Below are 22,590 nucleotides of genomic sequence, written 5' to 3' on the forward strand. Positions count from 1 at the left end.
TTTTCGGGAAATATGACTCAAGCCGCGCCATCTGCTCGTCCGTCAGCCAATACAGGTCGCTCATGCTCAGTCTCCTTACGGAGCATGAATCAGATCACGCCTCTCACATCAATGGGTCCTGACCCTAAGCTAGGATGCGGCCGCTGGGGCCCGGACAGTGCCGAAAACGGTCGCGATACTGAATTGTCCGGTTACCAGAAGATGCTTTTGGGGTAGCTTTCCCTCGTCTCGTTGCCCAGATCAATCAGTTAGCAATCAGTCGCGCATCCGCGCTTCGAATCGCTCCAAGAGACTAGCTCGAAGCGCTCCCAGGACTCGAACCACTGCAAGAATTTGAGGGGCATGGTATCGACCATGGTATGATGTTGTCGCTCAAACAAAAACGGCCATAATTACAGTGTGTTATGTGGCGATCTCGAGTCCTCTTCTGGCACCAGCACTTCTCAAGTGCTTGAAATCTGGCCGGGATCGTTGAAAAAAGCGGTTTCCAGAGAGCATCTGCTACCCCAAACTACTACGAGATCTGCCCCGTGGCGTGCTTCGACGGTGGCAAAAACTCTAGTATCGGCACCGTCCCCGGGGGGCACTCAGCGACTGCTGCATCGGCTCGAAATTTGGCGCTCTCTACGGATTAACAGCCTTTCCGTTGCCCTGCGCCGATTGCCGGGAGTCGTTGCTCGGACCGAGATGGAGATCGAGCACGCCCGCGCGATGGCGGGCATGCCGGTTGATGCGATGCTCATTGAACTGTCGAGTCACGATCACGCCTAACCTCTGATCATCAAGCCGATGTCCAACCCTCAGCTAGTGAGCAGCAACTTATACCGCAAATCTGTTGGTCTCCGATCTTGTGCCATATTTCCGCCGGCGTCCCGCACCGTCACCCGATTGATGCGCGTAGCGGCCGACCCAAGGTCTAATTGCCTGATGCACCGTACACGCCATGCTGCACCCCGAGATTTGCGATTAATTGATCTTGGGAGACGGGATGATGCTGCAACAGGCGCTGGCGAAATTCGAGGGCACGAGGCTGATCCGCGACCGGTATGACAATTATATTGGCGGGAGATGGACCCCGCCCGCCAACGGGGAATATTTCGACAATATCTCGCCGGTAACGGGACAGGTGGTCTGTCAGGTTGCGCGCGGCACGGCGGCGGATATCGAGGCCGCGCTGGACGCCGCCCATGCTGCGAAAGACGCGTGGGGCAAGCTGTCGTCAACTGAACGCGCCAACATCCTGCTCAGGATGGCCGACCGGATGGAGGCCAATCTGGACCTGATCGCGCTCGCGGAGACGATCGACAACGGCAAGCCGATTCGCGAGACGACCCATGCCGACATTCCACTGGCGATCGACCATTTCCGTTACTTCGCCGGCTGCGCGCGCGCGCAGGAAGGTTCGATCAGCGAGATCGACCATGACACCATCGCCTATCATTTCCACGAGCCTCTGGGCGTCGTCGGCCAGATCATTCCATGGAATTTTCCTATCTTGATGGCGGTGTGGAAGCTGGCCCCGGCGCTGGCAGCGGGCAACTGCATCGTCCTCAAGCCAGCCGAGCAGACGCCGATGTCGGTCATGGTGCTGACCGAGATCATTGGTGATCTGCTGCCGCCGGGCGTTCTCAACATCGTGAACGGCTTCGGCGTGGAGGCCGGCAAGCCACTCGCCAGCAACAAGCGGATCGCCAAGATCGCCTTCACCGGCGAAACGACGACCGGCCGCCTCATCATGCAATATGCGAGCGAGAACCTGATCCCGGTCACGCTGGAACTGGGCGGCAAATCCCCCAACATCTTCTTCGAGGATGTGATGGACGCGGACGACGATTATTTCGACAAATGCCTGGAAGGCTTTGCGATGTTCGCGCTCAACCAGGGGGAGGTATGCACCTGCCCTAGCCGCGCGCTGATCCAGGAGTCGATCTACGAAAAGTTTATCGAGCGTGCCATCGTCCGGGTGAAGGCGATCAGGCAGGGCAGCCCACTCGATCCTGATACCATGATCGGCGCGCAGGCGTCGAACGATCAGCTCGAAAAGATTCTTTCCTATATCGCGATCGGCCGGGAAGAGGGCGCGGAGGTGCTGACCGGCGGCGAACGGGCTGTCCATCAGGGCGACTTGGCGAAGGGCTTCTATGTCACCCCTACCGTGCTCAAGGGGCACAACCGGATGCGCATCTTTCAGGAGGAGATCTTCGGGCCGGTGCTGGCGGTGACGACCTTCAAGGACGAGGCGGAGGCGCTGGCGATCGCCAACGATACGCTCTACGGACTGGGCGCCGGCGTGTGGACGCGCGACGGCAGCCGCGCATACCGAATGGGCAGAGGCATTCAGGCCGGGCGCGTGTGGACCAACTGCTACCATGCCTACCCCGCCCATGCGGCTTTCGGCGGCTATAAGCAGTCGGGCATCGGACGCGAGAATCACAAGATGATGCTGGATCATTATCAGCAGACCAAGAATCTGCTGGTGAGCTACAGCCCCAAGGCGTTGGGTTTCTTCTGACGCAGTCTTGCGAAGCGCCGGCTACTTCCCCTGGCCGGCGTTTCGGTCCTGGCGGGCATTCCATGCAGGGCGCCCGCCAGTTTTCGTTCCCGCCAACAGGTGACGCATGGCCGACCCGCCCGCCCGTATCCTCGCGACCCCGGCCGCTGAAGCGCTGATCTCGCGCCTGTCCGAGCGCCACGGCCCGCTGATGTTCCACCAGTCTGGCGGATGCTGCGATGGGTCCGCGCCGATGTGCTTCCAGGCCGGCGAGTTCAGAGTTGGCGCACAGGACGTGCTGCTGGGGCACGTCGCCGGCGGCGTGCCCGTCTGGATCGGAGCCGCGCAATTCGAACATTGGCGTCATACCCAGATCATCATCGACGTCGCGTCGGGGCGGGGCGCGGGGATGTCGCTGGAGAGCCCGGAAGGACAGCGCTTCATCGTTCGCTCGCGCCTTTTCAGCGGTGCCGAAGCGGTTTTGCTGGCACTCGGCGAGGAACCAACCCGTGGTGGTTGATCTGCCCGCATTGGCCGTCTCGGTTTCGCGTGACAGCGTCACGGAAGCCGTTACATCATATTGCCCCTAAGCATAAGAAAGTAGGTGATGGGGGCAGGATATGGCGACAGGCGCTGCGACAGGAAGCGGCATAAAATTTGCAGTTTCGCACACCGATGATCCGCAAGCCGCCATGGCGGCGCTGGCCGAGCAGCTCGGCGACGATCCCCTGGCCGGCGTGGTGACGTTCTGTGCGCATCGGTACGACCGCGATCTGCTGGCGCGGGCCATCAACCGAAGGTTCGAGGGAATGGCCGTCATCGGCTGCATCAGTTCGGGCGAGTTGACGGGCATCGGTTATGACCATGATTGCGTGACGATGATCGGCTTCCCTGCGAGCGATTTCCGCATGACCTCCCATTGCTTCACCGACATAGACCGCTTTGACCCCATCACGGCGCGCGAAATTGTGCGGTCGCTGGCAGCCCGGGCGGAGCGCGACGCGCGGCAATTGGGCGAAGCGGTCAATCATGTGGCACTTTTCCTGGTCGACGGCCTCTCCCATCGGGAGGAATGGCTCACGATCACGATCCAGGATGCGCTGGGCGATATTCCTCTGATCGGAGGATCGTCAGGCGACGATCTGGCCTTCCGGCAGACCGCGATCTTCGACGAAGGCCGGTTTCACGCGCGCGCCGCCGTGGTGGCCATCCTGTCCACGCCGCGCCCGGTCCATGTCTTCAAGGCCCAGCATTACCAGCCAGGACTGCACAAGATGGTGATTACGGGCGCCGTTCCGCACGAGCGGATCGTGACTGAGATCAATGCGGAGCCCGCCGCCACGGAATATCTGCGGCTCGCCGGCCATACTGGCGAGGAACTGGGCATGGAGTTTTTCGCGGCACATCCACCAATGGTGCGGGCCGGCGGCGAATATCATGTCCGTTCGATCCAAAGCGCCAATGCGGATGGCAGCCTCACCTTCTACTGCGCGATTGACGAGGGGCTGGTTCTGACGATCGGCGAGCCGGTGGACCGTATCGCCGGCATGGAGCAATTGTTCGCCGAACTGGAAGAGCGGGTGGGTGAGGTCGACCGCATCATCGCCTTCGACTGCGTCCTCAATCGCATCGACGCCGAGCAGCGGCAGATGTCGCGCGAGGTTTCCGCCCTCTATGCGCGGCACAATGTTATCGGGTTCAACACCTATGGGGAGCAATATCACGCGCTGCATGTCAACCAGACCTTCAGCGGCCTGGCGATCGGGAAATGACCGACCTGCGCCTCGGCCCTGACAATGAAGCGGATGCTCTGCGGGCGGAGGTGCACAAGCTGCGGCGGATCAACAGCGCGCTCATGGACCGCGTCGAACGATCCTCCGACATGTCGGTCAACGCCTTTTCCATGTTCGAAGCGGCGATCTCCCTTGAGGCCAAGGTGCGGGAACGCACCTTGCAGCTGGAGGATGCGCTGCGCCGTCTGGCGCAGGCGAACACCGCGCTCGCCGACGCCCACGCTCAGGCCGAGGCGGCGCAGATGCGGCTGCGCGACGCCATCGAATCGATCAACGAGGGCTTTGTCCTATTCGATGCGGATGATCGGCTTATCCTTTGCAATGAAGCCTATCTCGGCTTCTGGCCGCAGATCGCCGAGCATGTCGCGCAACCCCTAACTTTTCAGGATATTGTCCGCATCGCAGCGCAGAACCAGCGGCCAGCCGGAGCGCAGGTCGCGCCCGACCGCTGGGTGTCCGACAGGCTTGCGCGTCACGGAATCGCCGATGGCGGCCATGTACAGCGTCTTGCCGATGGTCGCTGGATACAGATCAACGAACTACGGACAAGCGAAGGGGGCATTGTCGGCATCTACACCGACATCACCGAGACCAAGGCGGAGGATGCGCGTGCCCGCGCGCGCGAACTGGCCGAACATAATATCATGTTGCAGGCGACGCTCGACAATCTGTCCGAAGGCGTGTGCCTGTTTGACGGGTCGGGACATCTGGCGGCATGGAATGATGCGCTGCGCCGCCTGTTGCGCTTGCCGGACGATTTTTCGGGCGTGCTGGAAACCCATGGCGACCTTCTGCACTGGTGCCGGGAGACGTTGGGCATGGCCGATGGAGGACGGTTGGACTGGCCGGGCGATGCACAGATCGATCGACCCGCAATCTGCTCTTGCGCCGTTGACGACCGGCATTTCGAACTCCGCAGCAGCTTGATGGGCGACGGCGGGCGGGTGTTCAGCTTCACCGACGTCACCGACATGCTGCGGGCGCAAGCCGGTCTCCGGGAAACAGCAGAGACGCTGGAACGGCGGGTGTCGGAGCGAACGGCGGAACTGGTCCGGCTCAACCATCATTTGGGAGCAGAGGTAGCGGAGCGCCGAACGATTGAGGCGGAACTGACCGAGGCGAAGATAGCCGCAGAAAAGGCCAATCTCTCCAAAACGCGCTTCCTGGCGGCTGCGAGCCACGATCTGCTCCAGCCTTTGAACGCAGCCCGCCTGTTCGTCGCGGCGCTTGGCGATCGGCGGCTCGCGCTGCCGACGCGGGCTCTGGTAAACCAGACCTCGATCGCCCTCGATTCGGTCGAGGAGCTCCTTGAAGCGCTGCTGGAGATTTCGCGGCTGGATGCAGGTGCGATCCAGCCCGAGATATCGTCGTTCCGCATCGATCGCCTGCTCCAGAATCTGCGTGTCGAATTCACGCCCATGGCGCGGGCGGCAGGCTTGGCCTTCACTATCGATGCCCGTCCCATTTGGGTCGAATCGGACCAGCGGCTGCTTCGCCGTATCCTCCAGAACTTCATTTCCAACGCCCTGCGCTACACTACGCAGGGCGCCGTCGATGTGACGTGCCACTGCGGGGACGGGCGGGCGGAGATCAGCGTCTCCGATAGTGGTCCCGGCATTGCGCCGGAGCAGCAGGAGTTTATTTTCGAGGAGTTCCGCCGCCTCGACACCCGGAGCCCCGGCAAGGGTCTAGGCCTGGCGATCGTTCGCCGCGCCGGCGATATGCTGGGCCACCCCATCAGCCTGCGATCCGAACCAGGGCGCGGTGCGACATTCTCCATCTCACTGCCTCTCGGGGTCGAACAACAGGATGAAGAGCCGCAGGGAATCGAAGCGCGGGATCGCTCAATGCGTGGGCTTTCGGTGCTCGTGATCGACAATGAAAAGCAGATCCAGACGGGGATGGTAAATCTGCTGACGGGGTGGGGATGCAAGGTCACCGTTGCGGACGGGTTCGACCAGGCTCTGACCCAGTTGCGTATCGGAACGCATCCAGACGTGATGCTGGTCGACTATCATCTGAACGATCAAGAGACCGGCGATGTCGTCATCAAGCGCCTGCGTGCACATTTCGGTGCGCAAGTGGCGGCAATCGTGATTTCGGCCGACCGGGGAGAAGCGCTTAAAAACCTGCTTGCCGCCAGCGATATCCCCCTGCTCAACAAGCCGGTCAAGCCGGCCCAGCTGCGGGCGCTGCTGCGGATGGTGTTGGCCTAAGAGCAGCTGCGGGGTTGTCGCGTGGCGCGCATTGCCGCAGGCTCAATTGTCGCCGTCGAAATGAACCCGGTTGGCCAGGATGACGGCCTGAGTGCGACTGAACACGTTGAGCTTCTGCAGGATGGCTGAGACATGAGCCTTCACTGTAGTCATCGATACGCTGAGGTCATGGGCGATCTGCTTGTTAAGGCGACCATGAACCAGATGGGTCAGCACGATCCGTTGCTGCGGCGTCAGGCTCTCGATCTTCGTCAGGATGTCGGCTTCCTCTGCGCTTTCCTGCGGCGAATCCTCGATCGCGTCGGGCATGTAGATCTCGCCTGAAACGACGCGATGAAGCGCTTCGACGATCGCACTGCGCTTGATCGACTTTGGGATGAAACCGGCTGCGCCGGCCGCGAGAGCCTCTCGCACGATCGAGCGGTCGAACGACCCCGACACCATAACGACGGGAAGGATCGGATGCCGGTTGCGCAGCAACCTAAGGCCGTCTAGCCGCTTGACGTCCGGAATGTTAACGTCGAGCAGCACGAGGTCGAAGTTGGACTGCTTGTCGAGCGTCGCCATCGCCTCCTCCATGCTGGAGGCCTCGAAAATTTCGCAGCCATCAAAGCTGACAGCGATGACACTGCGAAGCCCGTCGCGAACCAGCGGATGATCGTCGACGATCAGCACTCGTTCCATCATCGCTTCGTTCTGCTCGATCCGCATGCCCGGCCCCCCGCCATGATGGTGGATCATAGGATGGGGCGGAGCAAATTGCCCGCGATTTCCGCTCTGGACCATATGCCCGCGCCCCATGACGATCATATCGCTGCTCCCTATTTGGCCAGCTTGAAGACCCAGAGCGAACCGCCCTGGTTGATGTCCTTGAAGGATTTGGCGACTTCGCCGCCCCACAGCGGCACCGCGCCGCCCCAGCCGGACATTACGGCGACATATTGGTCGCCATCCTGTTCCCAGGTGACAGGCGATCCGACGACGCCGGATCCGGTCTGGAACTTCCACAGTTCGGTGCCGGTCTTTGCGTCGAAGGCTTTGAGATACCCCTCCGGCGTTCCAGTGAAGACCAGGTTGCCCGCCGTCGTCAGCACCCCGCCCCAGAGCGGCGCCTTGTTCTTATATTCCCACACGATCTTGCCGGTCTTCGGGTCCATCGCCCGCAGCGCGCCGATATGATCCTCCGCGATGGGTTTGATGGTAAAGCCCGCGCCCAGATAGGCTGCGCCCTTCTTGTAGGCGATCGGCTCGTTCCAGATGTCCATGCCCCAGTCGTTCGACGGGATGTAGAACAGGCCTGTGTCCTTGCTGTAGGCCATCGGCATCCAGTTCTTGCCGCCCAGGAAACTGGGTGAAGAGAAGACGGTCGCCCCCTTTTCGGTGCCGTTTGGCGCACCGGGGCGCCCGGTCGGGATCAGGATGGGCTTGCCGCTCCTGTCATATCCGCTCGCCCATGTCGTCTGCATCACGAACTTTTGTTGGCGCTCACGAACTTGCCGTTGGTGCGGTCCAGCACGAAAAAATAGCCGTTGCGGTCCGCTTTCGCGCCGAGTTTCATCGGCTTGCCGTTTATGGTCGCGTCGAACGGAATGAACTCGTTGACCCCGTCGAAATCCCAGCCGTCATGCGGCGTCGTCTGATAATGCCATTTGATAGTGCCGGTGTCGGGGTCGATCGCCAGCGTGGAGGCGGTGTAGAGATTATCGCCGGGCCGCAAGTGGCTGTTCCACGGCGCTGGATTGCCGGTGCCGATATAGACGAGGTTGGTTTCCGGGTCGTAGGTGCCGCCCAGCCAGGTCGCGCCGCCGCCGGTCTTATAAAGGTCGCCGGTCCAGGTGGCGTTGGTTTTGCCGGTGACGCCATTATCCTTGCCGCGCAACGTGCCCATGTTGCCTTCGATCACCGGGCGGTGCCAGATCAGCTCGCCGGTTTCGACGTCGCGGGCATCCACCGCGCCGACGATGCCGAATTCGCCCCCCGAGTTGCCGGTGATGACCATGCCTTTGACGATCAGCGGCGCGGCGGTCGCGCTGTAGCCGGCCTTATAGTCGGCGATCTGCTTGTTCCATATGACCTTGCCCGTATGCCGGTTCAGAGCGACCAGACGTGCGTCGAGGGTCGCGAAGATGATCTTGTTGCCATGGATCGCCGCGCCGCGATTGACCACGTCGCAGCACGGCATGATGTCGTCCGGCAGGCGGGCGGCATATTCCCACTTCTCTTCGCCCGTCCGCGCGTCGAAGGCGTAGAGCCGCGAATAGGAGCCGGTGACGTAGATGGTGCCGTCGTACACGAGCGGCTGCGACTCCTGCCCGCGCTGCTTTTCACCGCCCAGCGACGAGGAGAAGGCGGGAACGAGTTTGGCGACCGTCTGGCTGTTGATCTGGGCAAGGGGGCTGAAGCGCTGCGCTTGCGGACCCATGCCATAGGTGAGCACATCGCCTGTGGAAGCGGCGTCGTTCATCAGGTCCATGTCGGTCGGCCCCTCCGCCATCAGCGGCGCGGTGCTTGCGGCCAGAGCGATGCCGGCTACCCCCAGGAACGAACGCGTGAAACGTCCCGTCATTCTCATCCTCCCTTGTTTTCCGGCGCGTTTTCGCGCCGTCCGTGCGACAGTCTATTGCGCGTGCCTCCGCTGCCAATTAGACCTTGGGTCGGGGCTTTCAGCCCGCTGCCAGCGCCGGGGCGTAGGTGACGCCATGGGCCTCGAATATCGCATTGAGCGCGCCCGACGTTGTCATCTCCGCCAGGATCGTCTCGACCGCGTCGCCCAGGTTGCGGCTGTTTTCCTTGACCGCCATGCCGATATCCCATCCCGGTGAAGCGAAGGCAGGAAGCGGGCCGATGCGCCGGACGATGTTCGTCGCGCCGCTGTCGTGCAGCACGGCCTCTATCTGGGCGCGGCTGGCGAGCACTGCATCGGCCTTGCCCTCGGCGACGGCCATCGCGGCCTCCGTTCCGCCCGGGAAGTGGATGACATCCTTCGCCAGCAGTCCTCCGAACGCACCGATCAGGTAAAAATCGGGTATCGAGTCGATCTCGACCGCCAGGCGCCGCCCGCGATACTGGGTCGGCGGCGCGTTGACATCCAGTGCCCCCTTGGCAGCGGCGAACTGGAAGCTCTCGCGATAATAGGGCGCGACGATCGCGACTTGATCGTTGCGCGCGGCAAAAGTCCGGTCGAACGGGACGTGCAGCATGATGTCGGCGGGTTGGAAGCCCAGAAGGCCACCCTTCCACACGCCGTTGCGCAGATCGTCGTCTGCGCTTTCGTCCGCGACCAGTTCGGCGAGGTCGGCGCGCACGCCCAAGGCCTTCGCCAGCGCCCGCGCGATGTCGACATCAATGCCGGCGAGCTTGCCATCCTTGCGCCAGGACCAGGGGCGGTTGTCCTTGTAGACTGCGACCCGAAGGACTCCCAGTTCCCTGACTTTGCCGAGTGGAGCGGCAATGGCGGAGGTCGCGGTGCCCAGCGCGGCGAGCGCCGCGCCGGCTAGAAAGGCGCGCCTGTCCATGGCGATCATTCCTGATGCTTGGTTTCGAGCCAGGCGCGGATCGCCCATCCGGCCTTTTGCCCGAGCACATCGCCGAAGGGCGGCATATAGACCTTTCCATCGTGGCTGGAGCCGTGCTGGTAGCGCTGGATGAACCATTCGTCGCCGCTGTCGCCAACCTCCAGATAGCGCAGGTCAGGCGCAATGCCGCCGCTTTCCGCGTCGAGCCCGTGGCAGCGCGCGCAATTCTGGCCGTACGCGGATTCGCCGATCTTCGCCGCAGTCGCGTTGCCGCGATAGGGGTTGTGCTGCACCCATTCCGTGCCGATCTCGGGCAGGGCGGCGGTGTCCACGGCCTGCGGAGTGACATTGCCGTGCGCCATCAGCGCCGATGTAATCGATCCCCCGGCGACGCAGGCTGCGCCGATCAGGGCGATACGTCCGAAGTTCCTCATCCCAAACCCTCTTTTTTTGTCGCGGTCTTAGCAGCCGCCGACCGTCCATGATGACCCTGGATAGTAGGGAAGCCGCTGATGCTGCCCCATTGGTCTTTGGTACAATGCTGTCCGCCGGTGTGCTCGGCTAGATACCTATGGATACAGACGAGGGTGAGGATCGAGCGGCATGATGAAGGGCGTCCTGTTAGGACTGGCGCTGGTCGGCGTGGGGACGGCAGCCGATGCCGAAACCCTCTATGTCTCGAACGAGCGCGGGAACAGCATCAGCGTGATCGATGCAGCGACGATGCGAACCGTCGCCACATGGGCGGTGGGCCGCAGGCCGCGCGGCATCACGCTTACGGCCGACGGCAAATATATTCTTCTCTGCGCCAGCAGCGACCATGCCGTGCAGATGATCGACCGCGCGACCGGGAAGCTTGTCGCCGATCTTCCGTCGGGTCAGGACCCCGAGCAATTCTTCCTGTCGCGCGACGGGCGCACGCTGTTCGTCGCCAATGAGGATGACGCAGCGCTGACTGCAATCGATCTGGCGAGCCGCACCGTCGCCTTTCAGGTCGATGTCGGCAAGGAGCCGGAGGGCGTGGCGCAGAGCCCGGATGGCAAATGGGTCGTCGTAACCTCCGAGGACGAGGGCGTCGTCAACTGGATCGATCCTGTGTCCCGCAAGATGGTGGATGCGACGCCGACCGACCAGCGGCCCCGTCATGTCGAATTCACGCCCAACGGCGGCGCGCTGTGGATCGCGGCAGAAATGGGCGGGACGGTGCAGATCGCCGATCCCAACACGCGCCGGGTCGTGGACACCATCCGCTTCGCCATTCCGGGCTTGCAGGACTATCAGATATTGCCATGCGGCATTCGCTTCACGCCGGATGGTAGGACCGCCATCGTGGCGCTAGGCCGCGCCAACCATGTGGCGCTGGTCGATGTCGCCACCCGCACCGTCCGCGCCTACGTGCCGGTGGGCAAGCGGGTCTGGCATGTCGCCGTCAGTGCCGACGGCGCACGCGCCTACGCCGCCAATGGCCTTTCGGACAATGTTTCGATCATCGATGTTCCGGCGGCGAAAGTCGTCGGTAATATCCCGGTGGGCGCCGGGCCGTGGGGAATAGTGGTCGTGCCCTGACCCAAAGGACAAGTTATAAGACCTAAAGTTCAATTCCAGCGCCTTCACCTGCCGCGCACTCTGCCCATCGGCCGGCATGACCGGCAGTTCATAGGGAGGATGACATGGCTAGGGGGAAATTCCTGGGCAGTGCCGCATCGGCACTGCTGTTTGTCGCTGCGAGTGTGCCGGCGCAAGCCGGAACGACGGCGGAGCTTCTGAAGCGACTGCATGAAAAAGGTATCCTGACGGACGAGGAATATGCCCAGCTGGCGAAGGACGATGCTGCACCTTCACCAGCCCCGACCGCCCCTCCTGCGGTAGAGGGCAAGCCTGTCGTCCGTGTCGCCGACAGCGGTGTCGGCTTCGACGTCGGCGACGTAACGGTCAAGATTTCCGGTTCGGTCAATGGCTTCTACACCCATGAAAGCGGGCAGGCAGCCGGGCCGGGCACCGGGGTGGTCGGGGGCGTTGTGCCGGTTGGTGGCAGCAGTTCCGCGATCCGCAACGGCCTGTTGCCAGGCTTCCTGAAGTTCGACGTGACGACCACGCAGGCCGGGTGGGACGTCGGCGCGCATTTCGGCATGTATCCCGGCATCAATAGCGTCAATTACGCCGCTGGCGGTGGCGCCAATTCAGCTGGCCGCCCGGTTGCACTTCAAACCGCGGGGATCGATTTTCGTCAGACCTACCTCACGGTCGGCCGGGCCGGCCTCGGCGAATTCAAGCTGGGGCGCGACATCGGCCTGTTCGGCTCGGAAGGCATATTGAACGACATTACTTTGCTGTCTGTCGGGTCAAGCGGCGGCAACGTCGCGCCCTCCAACACGTCGCTCGGCCGCATCGGCATCGGTTATATCTACACCGATTTCCAGCCGCAGATCACCTACGCCTCCCCCAACCTGTCGGGATTCCAGGTGTCGGTCGGCATATTCGAGCCGCTCCAGTCCCTGACCGGTCCCGGCGAAACCAGCAAGTCGCCCGGCTTTCAGGGCAAGATCGTCTATGACGGTAAGTTCGGGGATTTTTCCGCCCGGGCCTGGCTGTCGGGCATCACTCAGAAGCACAACCGGGTCGACGGCATCTCCTATACCGGCAGCGGATTCGATACGGGCGCCAAGATCGGGTACGGCCCGGTGGTTCTGACCGGCTATTACTATAAAGGTTCGGGCCTGGGCACGACCGCTCTCAACCTCTTCGACACCGACGCATTGGGGAACAAGCGGGACAGCGACGGCTTCTATATTCAGGGTCTCGCGACCTTCGGCAAATTCTCGTTGGGCGGCAGCTATGGCGCGAGCCGGCTGCATTATGCCAACGCTGCCGACGCGATCGCCAATCCCGCATTGCTGCGCCGGAACAGCAGCTGGGTGGGGCAGGCGCGATACGGGTTGACCAGCTGGGTGACGCTGATCGGCGAATATATCAGCACCACATCGCGCGCGCATAACGGCAACGAGGCGCAGAGCGACACGATCGCGGCAGGAGCGATCCTCTTCTTCTGATGGAGCGATTGCGGCAGCGACCGAAAGGTCAATGTCGACCGGAGAGGCGGCGCCCTATTCTGACGGTGCCGCCTCAACGCGGGCGGGGGTACGGGGGGAGGATGAGAAGATGCGCGGAACAGCCTGTCTCGCGATCGCGGCGGCAGCAACGCCGGTCACTGTCTGGGCGGAGCCGGACGCGGCGCCTGGCCTTGCAATAGTGGTCACTGGCGCAGGGCTGCCGCTGCCGCCCGGCGCTCCGGCTTATGGATCCGTGCTGATCGACCGCCCGCGTCTTGAAAATGGCGCATCAAGCCGGATCGAGAACCTGCTATCGGATGTCGCGGGCTTCCAGCAGTTCCGTCGGGCGGATAGCCGCGCGTCCAACCCATCCAACCAGGGCGCGACGCTGCGCGCATTGGGCGGCAACGCATCGAGCCGCACGCTAGTCCTGCTAGACGGCGTGCCGGTTGCCGATCCCTTCTTCGGCTACATTCCCTTTTCCGCGCTGGTCCCCGACCGTCTGTCACTCGTGCGTGTGACCCGAGGCGGCGGAAGCGGTGCTTTCGGTTCTGGGGCGGTGGCGGGGACGATCGAACTGGCGAGCGCCACGCGCGATCAATTGGCCGCAGTCGAGGCAAATGCTCTCTATGGCAGTCGGGACTCGCGCGAGATTTCCGCCAGCGTTTCGCCGAATATGGGAGCAGGCTTTGCGTCTTTGTCGGGGCGCTGGGACAAAGGAGACGGGTTCCACACGACCCCTCGCGACCAGCGCGTCGCCGCTACAGTGCCTGCCATGTACGATAGCTGGTCCGCCAACCTGCGCATCGCCGCGCCGATCGACGCGCGCAGCGAGGTGCAGTTTCGCGCCACCCTGTTCGACGACCGGCGCACGCTTCGTTTCGCCGGAGCGGACAGCGCAAGCCAGGGGCAGGACGCCAGCATCCGCTATCTGTCGCGGGGGCGCTGGCAGGTCGATGCGCTCGCCTATGTGCAGGCGCGCAACTTTTCCAATATCGTCATTTCTTCGGCCAGCTTCCGCAAGTCGCTCGATCAGCGTGATACGCCATCCACAGGCATTGGCGGGAAGATCGAATTGCGACCGCCGCTCGGCACTGCCCATGCGTTGCGCTTCGGCATGGACACGCGATGGTCCAGCGGGACCATGGCAGAGGACGCCTATAACGCAAATATCGCCGCCAACCCGCTGACTGCGCGGCGTCGGGCAAGCGGGCATCAACTGACGACCGGCTTCTTCGCGGAGGATGACTGGACTCCGGCCGCGCTGGGCGGGCGGCTGGTATTGACGGGCGGGATGCGCGCGGACCGCTGGGCGATCCGGAACGGCACGTTCCGCGCCGCCAACGCGGCAGGCATGCTGACCGCCAACAACGTCTTTCCCGACCGCTCAAACTGGGTTGTTTCGGGCCGGGCCGGCGCCCTGTTTCATGTCTCGGACGCTCTTGCCCTGAGAGCGGCAGCCTATAGCGGATTCCGCCTGCCGACCCTCAATGAACTGTACCGCCCGTTCGTGGTGTTTCCCGTGACGACACAGGCCAATGCTGCGCTGAAACCGGAAAAACTGAAAGGCGTTGAGGGTGGGTTCGATTGGACGGTGGACGACAAGATCATGATGTCGGCCACCCTTTTCGCCAACCGCCTTGATGATGCCATTGCCAATGTCACGGTCGCCCCGAACCTGCGCCAGCGGCAGAATGTCAACGCGATCGAGGCGCATGGCGCGGAACTCACCGGACGCGCAAGGTTCAGCCCGCAGCTCACCTTGACGGCAGCGTACGCCTACAGCCGCTCGCGCGTCTCAGCGCCCGGTGCGCTGCTCGATGGCAAGAGGCCAGCGCAGGTGCCTCGCCACGCGGCGAGCGCAACTGTGGACTGGACGCGGGGCGCCGCAACCCTGTCGGCGACACTGCGCTATGTAGGCCGGCAATATGAGGACGATCTGCAAGTGGACGCGTTGCCCGATGCGCTTACCGTCGACGGCTTTTTGCGCCTGCCGGTGTCGAGCCGCTTCAGCCTGATCGCCCGCGCGGAAAATCTGTCCAACAGCCGGGTCGTCACGCGAAATGCCGGCGGATCCATCGACTTGGGAACGCCGCGGACGCTGTGGATCGGCGTCCGATTTGGTCATTGAAGGGAGCCATCATGTCCGACGATCTTTTTCCCGTACCTGCCGATTGGGCCGCAAGTGCGCGGATCGACAAGGCTGCGCGGGCGGCCGATTACCAGCGCTCCCTGGAAGATGCCGACGCTTACTGGCTAGAACAGGCGCGCAGACTGGACTGGAACACGCCGCCGACGCGCGCGTCCGAAAGCAGTTTCGATGAAGCTGATTTCACTATTCGCTGGTTCGCCGACGGCACGCTCAACGCGTCTGTCAATTGCCTCGACCGCCACCTTGCCGAACGTGGAGACGCGGTCGCCATATTGTGGGAACCGGACGACCCGGACGAAACGCCGCGCCAGCTGACCTATCGTCAGCTCCATGCCGAGGTTTGCCGCTTCGCCAACGTGCTGAAGGGAGCCGGTGCGCGGAGGGGGGACCGCATCACCATCTATCTGCCGATGATACCGGAGGCCGCCGTCGCGCTTCTTGCCTGCGCCCGCATCGGCGCGATCCATTCGGTCGTTTTCGGCGGCTTTTCGCCCGAGGCGCTGGCCGGCCGGATCATCGATTGCGATTCCACCATCGTCGTCACCGCCGATGAAGGGCGCAGGGGCGGACGGCGTGTTCCGCTCAAGGCCAATGTCGATACCGCGCTGGCGCTCGATCACTGCTCCAGCGTGCACCATGTCCTCGTCGTCCGGGCAACCGGCGGCACTGTGCCCATGCAAAACGGCCGTGATATCTGGTACGACGAGGCGATGGCGCAGGCTTCGGCCGATTGCCCCGCCGAGATCATGAACGCCGAGGATCCGCTGTTCCTGCTCTATACGTCCGGCTCGACCGGCAAGCCCAAGGGCGTGGTGCATTCGACCGGCGGCTATCTGCTCTGGGCCAGCCTCACGCATCAACTCTGCTTTGATTATCGGCCGGGCGATGTCTGGTGGTGCGCCGCCGACGTGGGCTGGGTCACAGGGCACAGCTATATCGTCTATGGTCCTCTGGCGAACGGAGCGACGACGCTGATGTACGAAGGTCTCCCCAACTGGCCGACGCATAGCCGCATCTGGGAAATCGTCGACCGGCATCAGGTCCATACCCTCTTCACCGCACCGACGGTGCTGCGGGCGCTGATGAAGGAAGGTGACGCCTTCGTTCATGTCACCAGCCGCGCGTCGCTGCGCCTGCTGGGCAGCGTCGGCGAACCGATCAATCCCGAAGCGTGGCGCTGGTATCATCATGTCGTGGGCGAGGATCGATGCCCCATCATCGACACTTGGTGGCAGACTGAGACGGGCGGCGCGATGATCGCTCCAATGCCCGGCGCCACGGACTTGAAGCCCGGCAGCGCCACTTTCCCAATGCCTGGGGTCGAGGCGATGATCGTCGACGGCGAAGGCCGGCCGATAGAGGGAGAGGGTGAGGGCAATCTGGTGATTGCGCGGTCCTGGCCGGGCCAGATGCGCACCGTGTGGAACGATCATGACCGCTTCTTCCAGACCTATTTCACGACCTTTCCCGGCAAATATACCACCGGCGACGGCGCGCGGCGCGACGCGGACGGCTATTACTGGATCACCGGCCGCGTCGATGACGTCATCAACGTGTCGGGCCATCGCATGGGAACGGCGGAGGTTGAAAGCGCGCTCGTCCTTCACTCTGCCGTGGCGGAGGCGGCGGTGGTGGGTATGCCGCACGAGATCAAGGGACAGGGCATCTACGCTTATGTGACGCTAAACGCCGGGGAGGTGCCGGGCGAGGAACTGCGCCGCGCGCTCATCCAGTGGGTTCGAGCGGAAATCGGCCCGATCGCGACCCCCGACGTCATCCAGTTCGCGCCGGGCCTGCCCAAGACCCGGTCGGGCAAAATCATGCGCCGCATCCTGCGCAAGATCGCCGAGGGCGAGGTGTCCCCACAGGCGCTCGGCGACACCAGCACCCTGGCGGACCCCTCCGTGGTGGACGATCTGGTGCGCAGCCGCCTGGCCTTCGCCGCCTGACCCAAGGTCCAATGGAGGCGCATGGATGCGCCTCCTACCCTCCGATCAACAAGATGAGCAGGAGGGGATGTGCGAGGTCGAGGCTGGCTTTTAGCAGGTTTGGCCGGCATCGGCTTCAGTGTGGCCCCGGCGCGCGCGGACGAGGCCGCTGTCGTACAGCTGCCGGCTATCGTCGTCACCGCGCCCGGCGGCGCGATTGACATGGACGACGCGCGCATAATCGGGTCGCGCGACATCATTGTCGCCGGCGTCCCCGATCTGCTGGCGGCACTCACCCGGAACATCGCCGGCATCACTTTGCAGGATGCGCAGGGTAATCCCTGGCAACCCAATCTCGTCCATCGGGGCTTCACGGCCTCGCCGCTTCAAGGCCAGTCGCAGGGCATCGCCGTCTATATGGACGGCGCACGCTTCAACCAGCCGTTCGGCGATACGGTCCAGTTCGACCTCATCCCCGAAGCCGCAATCCGGTCCATCACCCTGCTCGACGCCAGCCCGGTTTACGGTCTCAACGCACTGGGCGGCGCGCTGTTGCTGCAAACCAAGGACGGACGGGCCGAACCAGGCATCGAGGCGAGCGCGACCGGCGGTCGCTTCGGCTATGCGGAAGCGAGCATGGCGGCGGGCTTTGCCGATGGCGCATTCAGCGGTTTCGGCGCGATCCAGTATAGTCGCGAACGCGGCTGGCGCAACCACAGCCCTTCGCGCCTCGTCAACGGTTACATTGATCTCGGGCTGGATGCGGAGAGAGGCGGCATTCACGCGAAACTGGTCGGCGCGGACACAGACCTTACCGGAAATGGCGTTGCTCCGGTGGAGTTGCTGGCCGCCAATCGGCGCGCGGTCTTCACCTGGCCCGACAACAGCCGCAGCCGCTATGGCCGTGTCAGCCTGCACCCCTGGGTCGCGTTGTCGGACACCAGCCGGCTGGAGGCCAGCCTCTATGCCCAGCGGTTGACGCTGCGCACGGTGAATGGTGACGCGGCCGATATCGAATCCTGCGAGGATGACGATGCGGAGGGGTTGCTGTGTCTGGAAGCAGCAGGCGGGGCTGGCGAGGAGGCGATCCTGACCACAACGGCCGGCGAATCTGTCCCCGACCGTCTAGGCGGGGAAGGCTATGGCGTGCTCAACCGCGGACGGATCCGGACGAATGCTGCCGGGTTCCTAGTCCAGATCGTGGATGATAGCAGCCTGGCGGGCGGCCGCAATCATCTGGCCCTCGGCATCAGCCATGATCGCGGCCGCACCCGCTTTGCCGCATCGACCGAACTGGGCACGCTGACAGAGGATCGCAGCGTCACCGGGCTGGGCTCCATTATAATGCAAAACGATGGTGCGATAGCGCCGGTCGGACTGGTCGCCCATAACCGTCACTGGGGCGTTTTCCTGCAGGACCGCCTGCCGATCGCGCCAGGCCTCGCCGCGGAAATCGGCTTGCGCTGGAACCATGCGCGGATCGAACTGGTGGATCAGATCGGGACGGCCCTCAATGGGCGGCACAGCTTCCAGCGTCTCAATCCCGGCGTCGAGCTTGACTATCGCCTGTCGGACGGCCTGTCGCTGAGAGCAGGCTATGCGGAGACGAGCCGCGCGCCGACTCCTGCGGAACTCTCCTGCGCCGATGAAGCCGCACCGTGCAGCCTCACCAACTTCTTCATCGCCGATCCGCCGCTCAAGCAGGTCGTCGCACGAAGCTGGGAAGCCGGGGCGTCGGGCCATGTCGCAAGCGGCGGATGGAGCGCGGACTGGCTATTGTCGGCCTATCGCACCACCAATGACGACGACATCCAATATGTCGCCTCCGCCATCAGGGGGCGGGCTTATTTCCGCAATATCGGACGAACGCGGCGGCAGGGGCTTGACGCATCCGTCAAGCTGAAGCGGGGCGGCGTTGACGCCCGCCTCAGCTACGCCTTCACGGATGCGACCTATCGCCATTCGCTGCTCCTGAGCAGCCCCGCCAATCCCATGGCCGGCGAGGACGGGACGATAGAGGTGCAGGGCGGCGACACACTGCCGGGCATCCCGCGACACTCCGCAACGCTCAGCCTCGACTATGCAGGCACGGTCGGCGGTCGCCGCTGGACGGTCGGTGGCGACCTGATCGCACGATCCGGCCAGTATCTCGTCGGGGACGAAGGCAACGACAATGCCCGATCGCCCGGATACTTGATCGTCAATGTCCGGGCGGGAGTCGATGTAATGCCGCGAGTGACCCTGTTCGGCGAGGTGCGCAACCTGTTCGGACGCCGCTATGCGACATTCGGCACTTTCGCGCAGGTCGATGAGATCGAGCTGGAGGAAGCGCCCGGCGCGAGCGACGCGCGTTCTTATGGTCCGGGCGCCCCGCGCCGCTGGCATATGGGCGTCAAGGCACGTTTCTGATCGCCCCTACTCGCCTTCCACATCCACGCGGGGCAGCAGTGCCGCCTCCAGCGCCGGATAGAGGTGCGACACGCTGCGTTGCAGTTCGTAACGCGCCGCCGCCATGCCGGCGAATCGCGGCGGGATCGGCAGATCGCCCACTTCCACCATATCGAGCCCGGACGAGGCCGCCTGGCGTAGCGTCATGTCCAACCAGTCGAGCCAGTCCCTTGTCTGATCGATTGCCCTGCGGCCTGTCGGGTCGAACGGGCCATGGCCGGGGATGGCCGCCTTGTGCCGCAGCGCCGCCAGCACCGAAAGGCTCTCGCGCCACCGTTCAAGATCGGCGGTCGGCGTGCTTGGCGCGCGATCGAGGAACAGCAGGTCGCCCGCTATCAGGGTGCCGGTCCGCTCGTCCAGCAAGGCGAGGTCAGCGGCGCTATGCCCGGCGAGAGCCAGCAACCGCAGGCGGCAACCTCCAAAATCCTCGGCAGCTTGATCGATGCTGCGTCCGGGCAACACCACGTCCGTGCCCCGCATCCAGTCGCCCAGCAGACGATAGAGCGCATCGGAAAAGCCGCTCCCGTCCCGTTTCATGTCCGCGATCGTGCCGGGCAGCGCGGCGACGATGGCCGGATCGAACGCGGTGATGCCCATGCCGTGATCGGGGTGAAGATGCGTCACATAGACCCGGACCACCCGCTGGCGTGTCAGTTCCTCTGCCACTGTTTTGAGCAAGCGCCCGTAGCGGATCGACGGCCCCGCATCGACCAGCACGGTGCCCGCCGACGTGGCGATGATCGCGATGTTCGCGATCGCGCCGCCATTGGCGAACAGCATCGGTTCGTCCGCGCCGTGGATCATCCATATGCCGTCGGCGACCGCGACCGGCTTGATGGCGTAGGCGCTTTCGGCCGCAGCCGCCATCGGCACGACGCCGATCAGGCCGGCCAGGGCGTGCCGGCGGCTGATCGTCATGGGGCATCGCCGTGGGAAGGGAATGGCGACTGGCGAGCAACCATGATCTTGGCGGCATAGACGCGGCCGTTGGTGTCGCGCGCCGTCACGGCCAGCGGTGCGCCGGCTTGCGCGCGCGGCAGCAATGTGATTGTCGGGTCTTCCGCGACGGACGCCCAGATGTCCATATCGCCGAGCGTGTCGCCGCGTGCGTCCGTCACCGTCAGCCGATCGATATGATAGGTGGCGATGTTCGCAACAAAGCCCGTGTCCATCGGGTGGCGGACAATCAGGCGCAGCCGGCTCGTCCCGTCACGCGCGGGCCATGCCCCACCCCTTATCTCGCCCAGATGCTCCGCCCAGTCTCCCTTGACGCGGCTGACCGGCGGGGCCGAACAGCCGCCCCCCGCTGCGTCGATCCATCCGCCGCTTACCAGCCACTCCCCGCTTGCGAGCCGCACCGCCCCGCGAACCGGCGTCCGCTGATCCAGCTTGATCCCGGTCGCGACATAGGGATCGGCTCCGACCGGCCGGTAGTCGATGGCGACGGGAATAGGATTGAGGTCGGCAAAGATCAGCATTCGTTCCACGGCACCAACGCCGCGCGCATCCACTATGACGGGAAAGTTGCGCTGGTTTTCCGCGATCTGGGGAAAGAGAACGCGAACGCGCTGATCGAACTGAACCGGATCGTCGCCGAACAGCATCCGGGCATGAGCTTCCCACATCGGCGACCCAAGCGGGTCAGCCGGGTAGGGCGCTCCCGCCCAGGCCGCGGCGCTCGATCCACTTAGCGACAGCAGGACCGGAACCGTCCACAGCAAAAGGCGCGTCATGCCACTCTCCCAAAGTCCATGATTATTCGGGCGTCAGGATCGCTACCATTGCACCTTGGGTCGATGATGAAGGGCATGTGTGATGAAGGCGGTGATGCGTATCCTGCTGATGACGACGCTGCCGGTCACCGTTCACGCGCAGGAGCCTCGTCTCTTCGACGCGGCCGGCTATCGCGCCGCTCAGCATCGCGGCCCGGTGCATCGCGCACCCGAAGGCGTGGGGCGGATCGCGCCTGTCGCTCTTGCCGGTCTGAGGCCCGATGTCGACGCCATATTTGTGGACGTGCTGCCGGCGGAGGGCGGCTATCGGCAGGATGACGGTCGGTGGCGTCTCGCGCGGGCGCACAGCACGATTCCCGGCGCGTACTGGTTTGCCGAGGCCGGCCGTGCAGCACCGCCGGCCGCCATATTGTTCGCGTTTCAGCGCCGCATCGCGCAGCTTTCCGGCGGCGACAAGAGCCGGATGATCGTCACTTTCTGCCTCGCCGACTGCTGGATGAGTTGGAACGCGGCACGGCGACTGCGCGCGCTTGGATACCGCAATGTCTGGTGGCTGGCGGAAGGGACCGACGGCTGGCGAGACCTCGGCCTGACCCTCAAGCCGGTCGATCCCGAGCGCTGATTGGACCAAAGATCAATTGTTTGCTCCGTCGCCATCGGCAAGGTGCGGGTCCAACCGGCAACATATTATGGAGAGACGAGATGCGACATCCCATCGTGATGGCCGCCGCAGCCTTGATGGCCGCCGCGTCGGCGATGCCCGCCCAGGCGAGAGAGATCGTGGTCCACATGAAGAATCAGGGAGCCGAAGGCGCCATGGTCTTCGAACCGTCCTTCGTGAAGGCCGCCCCCGGCGACGTCATCCGTTTCAAGCCGACCGACCCCAGTCACAATGCGGAAACCATTTCGACCATGCTTCCGGCCGGAGCATCGCCGATGAAGGGAATGATGAACAAGGAAGCGGTGCTGACGGTGGCAAAGCCCGGCCTCTATGGCATCAAGTGCATGCCACATTATTCGATGGGCATGGTCGCGCTCATCCAGGTAGGAAAGCCGGCCGCACCCGACATCGCGGCCGCTCGCGCAGTCAAGCTCCCCCCGTTCGCCGCCAAGCGGATGATCGTTCTTCTGAACAAGGCCAGATGATCGGTGGTGGTCCGAACACGCTCGCTTGAGCGGATGTCGGCTTGCGGGATGGACTCGATGGTCGCGAAGCCGATCTGGAGCGACAGTTCAGGGTAAGGCGGCCAATCGTGGCGACGCG

General features: G+C 63.8%; 16 protein-coding genes and 1 pseudogene. 11 read left to right on the top strand and 6 right to left on the bottom strand.

From position 1 onward, the window contains the following. Positions 1–991 precede the first annotated feature (991 nt). The 4 genes from adh to ACFQ24_RS15895 all read left to right on the top strand — a co-directional run bounded on the left by adh (position 992) and on the right by ACFQ24_RS15895 (position 6,500). Positions 992–2,512: an aldehyde dehydrogenase gene (adh, locus tag ACFQ24_RS15880; protein WP_380913275.1), complete on the top strand. Its 1,521-nt coding sequence runs from the start codon at positions 992–994 to the stop codon at positions 2,510–2,512. Between the two features lie 106 nt (positions 2,513–2,618). Next, a complete protein-coding gene (locus ACFQ24_RS15885) occupies positions 2,619–3,011 on the top strand; it encodes a DUF779 domain-containing protein (protein ID WP_380912951.1) in 393 nt (130 codons plus the stop codon). Positions 3,012–3,111: 100 nt separating this feature from the next. Beyond that, positions 3,112–4,263, top strand: coding sequence for an FIST N-terminal domain-containing protein (locus tag ACFQ24_RS15890; RefSeq protein ID WP_380912953.1), 1,152 nt, complete (start codon positions 3,112–3,114; stop codon positions 4,261–4,263). Continuing rightward, positions 4,260–6,500 (top strand): hybrid sensor histidine kinase/response regulator, encoded by a 2,241-nt coding sequence (locus ACFQ24_RS15895; RefSeq protein WP_380912955.1) that lies wholly within the window; start codon positions 4,260–4,262, stop codon positions 6,498–6,500. The genes ACFQ24_RS15890 and ACFQ24_RS15895 overlap by 4 nt, the downstream gene beginning before the upstream one ends. 42 nt (positions 6,501–6,542) lie before the next feature. Here ACFQ24_RS15895 and ACFQ24_RS15900 read toward each other — a convergent pair whose 3' ends face one another. From ACFQ24_RS15900 to pedF, 4 genes and pseudogenes are all read right to left on the bottom strand, one after another. Continuing rightward, on the bottom strand, positions 6,543–7,310 hold the full coding sequence (locus tag ACFQ24_RS15900; RefSeq protein ID WP_380912957.1) for a response regulator: 768 nt from the start codon (positions 7,308–7,310) through the stop codon (positions 6,543–6,545). A gap of 11 nt (positions 7,311–7,321) precedes the next feature. Further along, positions 7,322–9,066 (bottom strand): annotated as a pseudogene (locus tag ACFQ24_RS15905) (methanol/ethanol family PQQ-dependent dehydrogenase). A gap of 97 nt (positions 9,067–9,163) precedes the next feature. Further along, positions 9,164–10,015 (bottom strand): substrate-binding periplasmic protein, encoded by an 852-nt coding sequence (locus ACFQ24_RS15910; RefSeq protein ID WP_380912959.1) that lies wholly within the window; start codon positions 10,013–10,015, stop codon positions 9,164–9,166. A gap of 5 nt (positions 10,016–10,020) precedes the next feature. Continuing rightward, positions 10,021–10,449: a cytochrome c-550 PedF gene (gene pedF / locus ACFQ24_RS15915; RefSeq protein ID WP_380912961.1), complete on the bottom strand. Its 429-nt coding sequence runs from the start codon at positions 10,447–10,449 to the stop codon at positions 10,021–10,023. A 169-nt stretch (positions 10,450–10,618) separates the two neighbouring features. Between pedF and ACFQ24_RS15920 the strand changes: the two genes are divergently transcribed. The 5 genes from ACFQ24_RS15920 to ACFQ24_RS15940 all read left to right on the top strand — a co-directional run bounded on the left by ACFQ24_RS15920 (position 10,619) and on the right by ACFQ24_RS15940 (position 19,554). Beyond that, positions 10,619–11,581: a PQQ-dependent catabolism-associated beta-propeller protein gene (locus ACFQ24_RS15920; protein ID WP_380912963.1), complete on the top strand. Its 963-nt coding sequence runs from the start codon at positions 10,619–10,621 to the stop codon at positions 11,579–11,581. 104 nt (positions 11,582–11,685) lie between these two features. Further along, positions 11,686–13,065 (top strand): porin, encoded by a 1,380-nt coding sequence (locus tag ACFQ24_RS15925; protein ID WP_380912965.1) that lies wholly within the window; start codon positions 11,686–11,688, stop codon positions 13,063–13,065. A 109-nt stretch (positions 13,066–13,174) separates the two neighbouring features. Next, positions 13,175–15,196 (top strand): TonB-dependent receptor plug domain-containing protein, encoded by a 2,022-nt coding sequence (locus ACFQ24_RS15930; protein ID WP_380912967.1) that lies wholly within the window; start codon positions 13,175–13,177, stop codon positions 15,194–15,196. Between the two features lie 11 nt (positions 15,197–15,207). Beyond that, a complete protein-coding gene (gene acs, locus ACFQ24_RS15935; RefSeq protein ID WP_380912970.1) occupies positions 15,208–17,166 on the top strand; it encodes an acetate--CoA ligase in 1,959 nt (652 codons plus the stop codon). 69 nt (positions 17,167–17,235) lie between these two features. Then, positions 17,236–19,554: a TonB-dependent receptor gene (locus ACFQ24_RS15940; protein WP_380912972.1), complete on the top strand. Its 2,319-nt coding sequence runs from the start codon at positions 17,236–17,238 to the stop codon at positions 19,552–19,554. A gap of 6 nt (positions 19,555–19,560) precedes the next feature. On the opposite strand, the gene ACFQ24_RS15945 is transcribed toward ACFQ24_RS15940, so the two are convergent. Together ACFQ24_RS15945 and ACFQ24_RS15950 are read right to left on the bottom strand one after the other, a co-directional pair. Beyond that, entirely contained in the window at positions 19,561–20,511 is a 951-nt protein-coding gene (locus ACFQ24_RS15945) for a quinoprotein relay system zinc metallohydrolase 1 (RefSeq protein ID WP_380912974.1), read from the bottom strand. After that, positions 20,508–21,326, bottom strand: a complete 819-nt coding sequence (locus ACFQ24_RS15950; RefSeq protein WP_380912976.1) for a quinoprotein dehydrogenase-associated SoxYZ-like carrier — start codon at positions 21,324–21,326, stop codon at positions 20,508–20,510. The genes ACFQ24_RS15945 and ACFQ24_RS15950 overlap by 4 nt, the downstream gene beginning before the upstream one ends. 82 nt (positions 21,327–21,408) lie before the next feature. Here ACFQ24_RS15950 and ACFQ24_RS15955 point away from each other — a divergent pair, with 82 nt between their 5' ends. Together ACFQ24_RS15955 and ACFQ24_RS15960 are read left to right on the top strand one after the other, a co-directional pair. Then, positions 21,409–21,948 carry a rhodanese-like domain-containing protein gene (locus ACFQ24_RS15955; protein ID WP_380912978.1) on the top strand — a complete coding sequence of 180 codons (540 nt, stop codon included), beginning with the start codon at positions 21,409–21,411 and terminating at the stop codon, positions 21,946–21,948. An 80-nt stretch (positions 21,949–22,028) separates the two neighbouring features. After that, positions 22,029–22,472: a pseudoazurin gene (locus ACFQ24_RS15960; RefSeq protein WP_380912980.1), complete on the top strand. Its 444-nt coding sequence runs from the start codon at positions 22,029–22,031 to the stop codon at positions 22,470–22,472. Positions 22,473–22,590 lie beyond the last annotated feature (118 nt).

It is taken from the genome of Sphingobium olei (assembly GCF_042678845.1).
GTDB classification, from domain to species: Bacteria; Pseudomonadota; Alphaproteobacteria; order Sphingomonadales; family Sphingomonadaceae; genus Sphingobium; species Sphingobium olei.

Coding starts and splice junctions, on each gene's coding strand:
- ACFQ24_RS15960 (WP_380912980.1), top strand. CDS start 22,029: ATGCGACATCCCATCGTGATGGCCGCCGCAGCCTTGATGGCCGCCGCG.
- ACFQ24_RS15955 (WP_380912978.1), top strand. CDS start 21,409: ATGAAGGCGGTGATGCGTATCCTGCTGATGACGACGCTGCCGGTCACC.
- ACFQ24_RS15920 (WP_380912963.1), top strand. CDS start 10,619: ATGATGAAGGGCGTCCTGTTAGGACTGGCGCTGGTCGGCGTGGGGACG.
- ACFQ24_RS15945 (WP_380912974.1), bottom strand. CDS start 20,511: ATGACGATCAGCCGCCGGCACGCCCTGGCCGGCCTGATCGGCGTCGTG.
- ACFQ24_RS15930 (WP_380912967.1), top strand. CDS start 13,175: ATGCGCGGAACAGCCTGTCTCGCGATCGCGGCGGCAGCAACGCCGGTC.
- adh (WP_380913275.1), top strand. CDS start 992: ATGCTGCAACAGGCGCTGGCGAAATTCGAGGGCACGAGGCTGATCCGC.
- ACFQ24_RS15910 (WP_380912959.1), bottom strand. CDS start 10,015: ATGGACAGGCGCGCCTTTCTAGCCGGCGCGGCGCTCGCCGCGCTGGGC.
- ACFQ24_RS15890 (WP_380912953.1), top strand. CDS start 3,112: ATGGCGACAGGCGCTGCGACAGGAAGCGGCATAAAATTTGCAGTTTCG.
- ACFQ24_RS15885 (WP_380912951.1), top strand. CDS start 2,619: ATGGCCGACCCGCCCGCCCGTATCCTCGCGACCCCGGCCGCTGAAGCG.
- ACFQ24_RS15950 (WP_380912976.1), bottom strand. CDS start 21,326: ATGACGCGCCTTTTGCTGTGGACGGTTCCGGTCCTGCTGTCGCTAAGT.
- ACFQ24_RS15925 (WP_380912965.1), top strand. CDS start 11,686: ATGGCTAGGGGGAAATTCCTGGGCAGTGCCGCATCGGCACTGCTGTTT.
- pedF (WP_380912961.1), bottom strand. CDS start 10,449: ATGAGGAACTTCGGACGTATCGCCCTGATCGGCGCAGCCTGCGTCGCC.
- ACFQ24_RS15895 (WP_380912955.1), top strand. CDS start 4,260: ATGACCGACCTGCGCCTCGGCCCTGACAATGAAGCGGATGCTCTGCGG.
- ACFQ24_RS15900 (WP_380912957.1), bottom strand. CDS start 7,310: ATGATCGTCATGGGGCGCGGGCATATGGTCCAGAGCGGAAATCGCGGG.
- acs (WP_380912970.1), top strand. CDS start 15,208: ATGTCCGACGATCTTTTTCCCGTACCTGCCGATTGGGCCGCAAGTGCG.